9 protein-coding genes are annotated in these 8,803 nt (G+C 73.1%); 5 read left to right on the top strand and 4 right to left on the bottom strand.

Going from position 1 to position 8,803, the window contains the following annotated elements; all coding sequences use genetic code 11:
• On the bottom strand, positions 1-282 hold a 282-nt coding region (locus G3I40_RS29415), incomplete at its 3' end, for a zf-HC2 domain-containing protein (protein WP_164305593.1).
• A 79-nt stretch (positions 283-361) separates the two neighbouring features.
• Between G3I40_RS29415 and G3I40_RS29420 the strand changes: the two genes are divergently transcribed.
• The 4 genes from G3I40_RS29420 (at position 362) to G3I40_RS29435 (ending at position 4,284) form a co-directional block, all read left to right on the top strand.
• Positions 362-1,111, top strand: a complete 750-nt coding sequence (locus G3I40_RS29420) for a LytTR family DNA-binding domain-containing protein (RefSeq protein ID WP_164305595.1) — start codon at positions 362-364, stop codon at positions 1,109-1,111.
• An 85-nt stretch (positions 1,112-1,196) separates the two neighbouring features.
• Positions 1,197-1,550, top strand: coding sequence for a hypothetical protein (locus G3I40_RS29425; protein ID WP_164305606.1), 354 nt, complete (start codon positions 1,197-1,199; stop codon positions 1,548-1,550).
• Positions 1,547-3,094: a cation acetate symporter gene (locus G3I40_RS29430; protein WP_164305596.1), complete on the top strand. Its 1,548-nt coding sequence runs from the start codon at positions 1,547-1,549 to the stop codon at positions 3,092-3,094. The genes G3I40_RS29425 and G3I40_RS29430 overlap by 4 nt, the downstream gene beginning before the upstream one ends.
• Positions 3,091-4,284 (top strand): histidine kinase, encoded by a 1,194-nt coding sequence (locus G3I40_RS29435; RefSeq protein WP_164305598.1) that lies wholly within the window; start codon positions 3,091-3,093, stop codon positions 4,282-4,284. The genes G3I40_RS29430 and G3I40_RS29435 overlap by 4 nt, the downstream gene beginning before the upstream one ends.
• 70 nt (positions 4,285-4,354) lie before the next feature.
• On the opposite strand, the gene G3I40_RS29440 is transcribed toward G3I40_RS29435, so the two are convergent.
• Positions 4,355-4,858, bottom strand: a complete 504-nt coding sequence (locus G3I40_RS29440; protein WP_164305600.1) for a hypothetical protein — start codon at positions 4,856-4,858, stop codon at positions 4,355-4,357.
• 146 nt (positions 4,859-5,004) lie between these two features.
• Positions 5,005-5,541, bottom strand: coding sequence for a sigma-70 family RNA polymerase sigma factor (locus G3I40_RS29445; RefSeq protein ID WP_164305602.1), 537 nt, complete (start codon positions 5,539-5,541; stop codon positions 5,005-5,007).
• A gap of 246 nt (positions 5,542-5,787) precedes the next feature.
• Between G3I40_RS29445 and G3I40_RS29450 the strand changes: the two genes are divergently transcribed.
• On the top strand, positions 5,788-6,978 hold the full coding sequence (locus tag G3I40_RS29450) for a CapA family protein (RefSeq protein ID WP_164305604.1): 1,191 nt from the start codon (positions 5,788-5,790) through the stop codon (positions 6,976-6,978).
• Here G3I40_RS29450 and G3I40_RS29455 read toward each other — a convergent pair.
• The coding region (locus tag G3I40_RS29455; RefSeq protein WP_203644985.1) for a glycoside hydrolase domain-containing protein at positions 6,965-8,803 on the bottom strand (1,839 nt) is incomplete at its 5' end. The two genes, G3I40_RS29450 and G3I40_RS29455, sit on opposite strands and share 14 nt — an antisense overlap.

Here is an 8,803-nt window from a genome sequence, read left to right on the forward strand (position 1 = left end):
CAGCGCGGCCCACAGCCGCCGCCGGGCCGCGCGATGCCGCGCGGCCAGATGGTCGACGGTCCGCTCCACCAGGGTCGGCGCGGGCCGCGCGAACCACTCGACGCACCGCGGCGTCGCCCGTGCATAGACGCCCAACACGCCTGCGGCCGGGCCGAGTTCATGCAGCCGGGCCGTGCACACCGCGCACTGCGCAAGATGGTCCTCGAAGCGGAACCGTTCCGCCGCGTCGAGGACCCCCAGCGCGTAGGCGCCGGCGTCGCGATGCCGTTCCAGGGACCTCATGCGTTCCTCCCGCTCTCGCCCACCGGTACGCACCGGCCGACCGATTCACTCAAGAGCGCGCCCGATTACACTCCGCCGCATGCTGCGCGTACTGGCCGTCGACGACGAGGAACCGGCCCTCGCCGAACTCCTCTACCTCCTGCGCGCGGACCCGCGCGTCCACAGCGCGGACGGCGCCACCGACGCCAACGAGGCGCTGCGGCGCATCGGCCGCGCCCTGGCGGAGGGGCCGGGCGGCGACGGCGCGATCGACGTGCTCTTCCTCGACATCCAGATGGCCGGACTGACCGGTCTCGACGTGGCCCGACTGCTCGGCGGGTTCGCCCGCCCGCCCCTGGTCGTCTTCGTCACCGCCCACGAGGACTTCGCCGTGCAGGCCTTCGACCTGAAGGCCGTCGACTACCTCCTCAAACCGGTCCGCCGCGAACGCCTCGCCGAGGCGGTCCGACGCGTCGCCGAACGCGCGGCCAGCGCCCCGCCGCCGGCCACCGTCGCCGACCGCATCCCCGTCGAACTCGGCGGCGTCACACGGCTCGTGGCCGTCTCCGACATCACCTACGCCGAGGCGCAGGGCGACTACGCGCGCCTGCACACCGCGGACGGCGCCAGCCATCTGGTCCGCATCCCGCTCACCACGCTGGAGGAACGCTGGCAGCCGCTCGGCTTCGTCCGCGTCCACCGCAGCCATCTGGTCTCCCTGCACCGCATCGACGAACTCCGCCTGGACGGCGGCGGGATGACCGTACGGGTCGGCGCCGCCGAGATCGCGGTGAGCCGCCGCCACGCCAGCCGCGTACGCGAGTTGCTGATGCGGCGGGCCGGTGGCTGACCAGCCCCCTTCCTGAACCCGCCCCTTCCTGAGACGGCCCGTGCCCGCCTACACTCCGCCCGTGTCCGATCCACGCCGCGAGGTCGTGACCGGCGAGCCGCGCACGGCGCACGGCGCCGCCGGCCTGCCCGGCCCGCGCACCCAGGGAGAGATCGACGAGCAGACGACGCTCGGCGCCGCCTACGTGCGTTCCCTCATGCGCAGCCAACTGCGCGCGGCGGCCGCCGCGTTCGCCTTCCTCGCGCTGCCCGTCGCGGTCCTGCCGCTGTTCTTCGGCGCACTGCGCAACGCGGCCGTCGAATGGCTCGTCCTCGGCTTCGGCTGCTACCCGTTCCTCGTTCTCATCGGGTGGTGGTACGTGCGCCGCGCGGAGCGCAACGAACGCGACTTCGCCGACCTCGTCCGCGGCCGGGACGCCGCCGACGGCGCGGCGCAGTGAACGAGGCGTACGCGATACCCGCGGTGGCCGTCGTCGTCCTCGCCACGGTCCTCATCGGAGGCTTCGGCCTGCGCATCTCGCGCACCACCTCCGACTTCTACGTCGCCTCGCGCACCGTCGGTCCCCGCCTCAACGCGGCCGCAATCAGCGGCGAGTACCTCTCGGCGGCCTCCTTCCTCGGCATCGCGGGACTGCTCCTCGTCCACGGCCCGGACATGCTCTGGTACCCCGTCGGCTACACCGCGGGCTACCTCGTCCTCCTCGTCTTCGTGGCGGCTCCGCTGCGCCGCTCGGGCGCGTACACGCTGCCCGACTTCGCCGAGGGCCGCCTCGAATCGCGTCAGGTCCGCCGGGTGGTCAGCATGTTCGTCGTCGGCGCGGGCTGGCTGTACCTGGTGCCCCAACTCCAGGGCGCGGGCCTGACGTTGCAGATCCTCACCGGGGCGCCGCGCTGGTTCGGCGGCGCGCTGGTGGCCGCGGTCGTCGTGCTCGCGGTGGCGGCGGGCGGCATGCGCTCGATCACCTTCGTCCAGGCGTTCCAGTACTGGCTCAAGCTCACGGCGCTCCTGGTCCCCGCGTTCTTCCTCCTCCTGGCCTGGCGCGGGAACGGCGGCAGCCCGCCCGCCTTCCCGTCCTTCGACCTGCCCGCGACGGGCGCCGGCGCGGGGCAGCCCCTGGCCACCAGCCGCGCCGACCACCCGCTGTACGCCACGTACGGTCTGATCGTCGCGACGTTCCTCGGCACGATGGGTCTGCCGCACGTCGTCGTCCGCTTCTACACGAGCCCGAACGGCCGCGCCGCCCGCCGCACGACGGTGGTCGTGCTGGCCCTGATCGGCGTGTTCTACCTGCTGCCGCCGCTCTACGGCTGGCTGGGGCGCCTGTACGCTCCCGAACTCACCGCCACCCGGGACGCCGACGCCACCGTCCTGCTGCTGCCGGGACGCGTCGTGGACGGCGTGGCGGGCGATCTGCTCGGCGCCCTGGTGGCGGGCGGCGCCTTCGCGGCGTTCCTCTCGACGGCGTCCGGGCTGACGATGGCGGTGGCCGGCGTGATCAGCCAGGACGTCCTGCCGGCCCGCGGGGTACGCCACTTCCGGCTCGGGGTGCTGCTGGCGGTGGTCGTGCCGCTCGCGGGTGCGCTCCTCGTGGACGGCGTCCCGGTGGCGGACGCCGTCGGCATGGCCTTCGCGGTCTCAGCGTCCTCCTTCTGCCCGCTGCTGATCCTCGGCATCTGGTGGCGGCGCCTCACCCCGCCCGGCGCGCTCGCGGGGCTCCTTCTGGGCGGCGGTTCGGCGTTCGTCGCGGTGACGTCGACGGTCGCGGGGGCGGCCGGTGACGGCTGGCTGCACACCCTGCTGGCCTGGCCGGCCCTCTGGTCGGTCCCGGTCGGGTTCCTGGCCATGATCCTGGTCTCCCTGGCCACCCCCGACGCGGTACCCCCGCACACCACGGCCACGATGACGCGACTGCACCTTCCCGAGGCGCTGCGGCACACCCACAGGGCGCCCCACGGCACCACGGCGAAGGAGAGCCCCCGGTGACCGGCACCGTGACGGCGACGCTCCTCGCCCTGTGCCCCGTCCTCCTCGCGGCCGGCTTCCTCGTGGGCCGGCGCACCGCGCACCCCGCGGGGCGCAGCGACGTCGGCACCCCGGTGGAGCGCGCCACCTTCGAAACCCTGCACACGGCCTCCCTCGCGGCCCCGGCCCTGCGCGCGGGCCTCACCGAGGACACGGCCCGCAAGTCTGTCCGCCGTCTGCGCACGCTGCTGGGCACGGACGCCCTCGCCCTCACCAACAGGTCCGCGATCCTCGCCTGGGACGGCACGGCCGAGCACCCGCACGCCCCGCACGTCATGGAGCAGCTCGCCCCCGTGCTGGCCTCGGGCCGCTCCGTCGCCTTCGCCTGCGGATGCACCACCGTGGACTGCCCCCTGCGCTGGGCGGTGGCCGCCCCGGTGGTCGCCGACGGCCGGGTCCTGGGTGCCGTCGTCGCCTACGCGCCCCGCGAGTCGGCCGTCCTGGCCCGCGCCGCCGACGAGGTGGCCCGCTGGGTCTCCGTCCAGCTGGAACTCGCCGAACTGGACCGCTCCCGCACCCGCCTCATCGAGGCCGAGATCAAGGCGTTGCGCGCCCAGATATCACCGCACTTCATCTTCAACTCCCTCGCGGCGATCGCCTCCTTCGTCCGCACGGACCCCGAGCGCGCCCGCGAACTCCTCCTGGAATTCGCCGACTTCACCCGCTACTCGTTCCGCCGGCATGGCGAGTTCACCACGCTCGCCGACGAACTCCACTCCATCGACCAGTACTTGGCCCTGGTCCGCGCCCGCTTCGGCGACCGCCTCTCCGTCGCCCTGCAGATCGCCCCGGAGGTCCTCCCGGTGACGCTCCCGTTCCTGTGCCTGCAGCCCCTCGTGGAGAACGCGGTCAAGCACGGCCTGGAGGGCGCGGTGACCCGCAGCCGCATCTCCATCGGCGCGACGGACGCGGGCGCCGAGGCCGAAGTGGTCATCGAGGACGACGGCGTGGGCATGGATCCCGGGGAACTGCGCGCAGTCCTGCGCGGCGAGGGCGGCGCCTCCCACGGCATCGGCCTGTCGAACGTCGACGAGCGGCTGCGGCAGGTCTTCGGCGACGCCTACGGCCTGGTCATCGAGACGGGGACGGGCGCGGGCATGAAGATCACGATCCGCATCCCGAAGTACCGGGCGGGCGTGTACGCACCCTGAGGCGCCCCCGCGCCGCGCCACGGGAGCGGCCCGGCGTCCGCCCGCCGCCGGTCAGCCACCCCGTCCGGCGTCAGAAGAGGTGAAGGGCCAAATGCCCGAGGGGCAGGCCGAGTTGCCAGGCCGGCGTCCACACCTGCGGCCCCTCCTCCTCGTCGGGGACGGTCACGGCATCGAGGTCGGGGGCGAGCAGTTCGGTCTCCTCCAGCCATCTCCAGGCCGCCGCGGCCAGCTCCACGTCGGGCGGGCGGTACCCGGCGTCGAGCGCCTGCCGGTCGCGCTCCGTGAAGCGGGCCCGCACCCACTCCTGCCACGGCTGGTCGTACGCGGTCAGGGACGACCAGGTCTCCAGTTGCGACACCACCCGGATGCCGGACAGTTCGTCGTCCGCGTCGGCAAGGAAGATCGTGAGGGCGAGCGCGTCACGGCCCGCCCGGAACTCGAAGGAGGTGGGCGGCATCAGATCCCCGGTGCGCAGCAACTCCTCCGCGATGTATTCGGCGTACAACCACGCCATGGGAACGACGAGTTCACCGCCGTCGGCGCCTGAGGCACCGTCCTGGCTCTCGTGCAACATCCTTGCCTGCCTTCCTCCGGTCCGTGCGCTTCGCCGGCCCCCGGTCCCCACCCGCCCAACTCGCCGGGGAGGACAGCGGATTACTCAACCGAGGAAACAGCACCCCGAGCAAGGCGCTTTGCCGATGCTTGACCTGGCCTCCGGTTTCAGCGCAGGTCAGGCGCATAACCCGGAAGTACCGTGCGTAACGCGCGCAACGCGTAATACGCACGGGACTTCACGGTACCCGGGGGGATGCCGAGTGCTCGTGCGGCCTCCGCCACACTCGCGCCTTTGAAGTAGACCTCCAAGAGCACGGACCGGTGTTCCGGAGTGAGCTTCGCCACGGCGTCGCGTACGTCCAGCGCGGCCGCCGACCGCTCGGCGTGGTCGGCGCACACCCGCGCGCTCTCCAGGACCGCGTCGCCCACCTCGGAAGGGCGCGCGAGCCGCGCCCGGCGGGCATCGATCGCCAGACGCCGGCCGACGGTGAACAGCCAGGGCCGCACCGACTCGTACGAGGAGTCGAGCGCCTCCGGGTGCTGCCAAGCCCGCACGTACGTCTCCTGGAGCAGGTCCTCCGCGCGCTGCCGGTCCCCGTCGCACAGGCGCAGCAGGAACGAGAACAGCGGACCGCCGTGCTCCCGCTGGACCTCGGCGAGGTCCTCCTCCGGTGTCGTGGGTGTCGTGAGCGCCGTCGTCATGCGCGTATGGCAACGCACGGCCCCGCCCCCGCCCAGAGGCCCCGCGCGGCTCTGCGGCAGGCGGTCGAAGCCGTCGACGAGCGGTGCGGTGAACGGGCCGACCGGAGCAGCGGCATGACACCCGTTCAGGGCTGTGCCCGGTATGGAGCCTTGACTCCTGTCTATACCTATATCTCGATACATAAGCCGAAAATAATCTTAAGTCGGCCTCGCTGAGAGGCCGACCCTGTCCAGGGAGCCTGGTCGATGACACGGAGCACGCGTCGGACGCGGCAGAAAGCGGCGGTCCTCACGGCCGCCTTGATTGCCCTGGGCGCGGGCTGCGCCGCACCCCAGGAGGGACCCGCCCGCACGACGGGTTCGCCGTCGCCGACGGGAGCCACCGGCAGGCCCGCCCCCGCCGTGGCCCGCGGCTTCACCCTCGCCGCGTCGGGGGACGTCCTGCCGCACAGTTCGATCATCGACAGGGCCCGGACGGACGCCGGCGGCGACGGCTACGACTTCGCCCCCATGCTGTCCGGCGCCAAGCCGGTCGTCGCCAAGGCGGACCTTGCGATCTGCCACATGGAGACCGTGTACGGCGCCGACGGCGACTACAGCGGCTACCCGGCGTTCAAGTCCCCGCCGCAGGTCGCCGCCGGCCTGCGGGCCACCGGCTACGACTCCTGTTCCACCGCCTCGAACCACACCCTCGACGACGGCGCCGACGGCATCGGCCGCACCCTCGGCGCCCTCGACCGCGCCGGGGTCAAACACGCGGGCTCGGGCCGCACGGCCGCCGAGGGTCGCGGCCCCGCCCAGTTGCGCGCGGGCGGCGCGAAGGTCGCCCAGCTCGCCTACACCTACGACACGAACGGCTATCCGCTGCCCAAGGGCCGCCCCTGGGCAGTGAACCTGATCGACCGTCAGCAGATCGTGGCCGACGCCCGGGCCGCCCGCAAGGCGGGCGCCGACGTGGTCGTCGTCTCGATCCACTGGGGCACCGAGTGGCAGGACGCGCCGGACGAGAAGCAGCTGAGCCTCGGCGAGCAGCTCACGGCCTCGCGCACGAACGGCCGCCCCGACATCGACCTGATCCTCGGCACCCACGCGCACGTCCCGCAGGCGTACGAGAAGGTCAACGGGACCTGGATCATCTACGGCATGGGCGACCAGGTCGCCGGCGAGATGATCAACTACAACGAAGCCCAGGACGCCCGCGGCAACATGGGCACGATCGGCCGCTTCACCTTCGCCCCGCCCGCCCGCGCGGGGCAGCGCTGGCGGGTGACGAAGGCCGAGTTCGTCCCCGAGTGGTTCGACGTCGGCTCCGGCCGCGTCGTGAACCTGGGCCGCGCGATCGACCGGGGCGCCGACCTCGGCGGCATCCGTGACCAGATCCGCCGGGTAGTCCTCAGCCGCGGCGCCGCGAAGGACGGCCTCGTCATGGCGAAGTAGCCGGCCGCAGCCGGAGCAGCAGGCCCCGTCCGGGCGCGAGCGGGACGGGGCCTCCCGCGGGGTACGTGCGCTCCTCCTGGAAGCCCTCGACGGCGGGCGCGTACGCCTCGACCGCCCGGCCCCGCACGGTGATCCTGCCCTCCACGGGTGCGTCCGCCCAGGACGCGAGCGCCACGGCCATCCGCCCGTCCGCACCGCGCCAGGTGGTCGCGAGCACCTCGTCGTGCCCCGTGCGCACAGAGGCGTCACCACCCCACCAGCCGGTCATCTCCGCCTCGGGCAGACCGAGTTCGTCGAAGGCCCGCCACAGCGGGCGCACGTCGGTCATTGGTGCCCGCGCGGTCATCCCGAACACGAGCCCGCGCCACGGGTTCCCGCCGCCCTCCAGCATCTCGCCCATCAGGCCGAACGGGATCCCGGAGATCTCCACGAGCCAGTACGCCGGGTCGGTGCCCTCGTAGTCGAAGAGTTCGCCGAGCCACAGGCGGTCGACGTAGGGCAGAAGTTCCGCGTACAGGTTGGCACTTGAGGCGAAGCCGTCCGGTGCGCGGTACTGGTTGCACGAGTGCAGGTCGACCAGCGGCGGGCTGTCGCCGGACGCGGTGAGGGCCTTGCGGACCCGCTTCATCGTCGCCCGGTCGTACGCGACGTCGTCGAGGTACAGCCCGTCCACGCCGAGGTGTTCGCGCAGCCGCCGGATGCCCGCCACGTAGAAGTTGTGCCAGCGGGACTCGCCGGTGGTGACCACGGCGACGTCACGCACGTTCGGCGCGACCCAGCCGGGCACGAAGTCGGCGCCCAGGTGCTCCTGGAGCCAGGCGTGCCCGCCGCCCGGACCGGCGGCCAGGACCTCGTCACCGAACGAGGCGAGCACCGGCAACTCCGGTGTGTGCCGCGTCAGTTCGCGGACCGTGTCGTAGACCTTCACGCGGACGCCGAGGGCGTGGGCCTGCTCGGTGTAGGCGTGCAGCCGGTCGGCGGCGAGCAGCGGGTCGTTGATGTACGGGTTCGGGGGAGTGGCGTGGTGCAGGTTGACCACGTTCGCCCCGTAGTCGGCGACCTCCTGCGGCGTGACGTACGCGTGGAAGTACCGCTCGCCCAGCTGGCGCCGCGGATCGATCGGCTTGAACGGCGTGAGCAGCAGCCGCAGTTCGAAGGTCCGCCACTCTCCGGCCGCCAGCCGTACGGGACCGCTGTACGCAGTGACGGTGCGCACCCCGCCCGCCGTGCGCAGCCGGACCCCGCCGAGCCCGTCGTCACCCGCCCAGGACCGGGGGGTGACGAGGGGCTTCTCCCGGTAGTAGTTGGTGTTGAGCGGGCGGTCGTAGTGCTCGTCGCGCAGCGAGAGCTGCAGCCCGGCGTGGGTCGTGCCCAGCCACAGGGCGTCCTGGTTGCGGGTCGGGGTGTCCCACGTCCAGTCGTACGTCCGCGGGCAGGCGCGGCCCGTCAGGCCGAGGCCCATCGTGTACCGGGCGATGTCCTCGCGGACCGGGACCCGCAGAGTGACGTCGGGCAGAGTCACGTCCGCGGTGGCCTCGACCGTGGCGCGCACGACGAGGAAGCCGTCGGCCTCCAACTCGCCCTCGGTGCGCAGCAGCAGGCCGTCCGCCGTGCCCGGGACCGACCAGGTGACGCGCGCCGGGCCCGGCCGGTGCAGGCTCAGGGGCCCGTGCTCCACCGCCCGGCCGAGATCCAGCCGGACCGGCGCCGCGAGCAACTCGTGCGCGGGCCCGTCGGCCGACGTCACCGCCGGGGTGAACGTGGAGACGAGGCGCTGCGGGAATCCGTCGCCGCCGAGGTGCACGGCGCGGCCCAGGATGTCCAG

Source organism: Streptomyces sp. SID14478 (assembly GCF_010548525.1).
In the GTDB taxonomy this organism is placed as follows: domain Bacteria; phylum Actinomycetota; class Actinomycetes; order Streptomycetales; family Streptomycetaceae; genus Streptomyces.

Excerpts from the sequence above, each read along its gene's own strand:
- G3I40_RS29440 (WP_164305600.1), bottom strand. The coding sequence starts at position 4,858 with ATGTTGCACGAGAGCCAGGACGGTGCCTCAGGCGCCGACGGCGGTGAA.
- G3I40_RS29450 (WP_164305604.1), top strand. The coding sequence starts at position 5,788 with ATGACACGGAGCACGCGTCGGACGCGGCAGAAAGCGGCGGTCCTCACG.
- G3I40_RS29420 (WP_164305595.1), top strand. The coding sequence starts at position 362 with ATGCTGCGCGTACTGGCCGTCGACGACGAGGAACCGGCCCTCGCCGAA.
- G3I40_RS29445 (WP_164305602.1), bottom strand. The coding sequence starts at position 5,541 with ATGACGACGGCGCTCACGACACCCACGACACCGGAGGAGGACCTCGCC.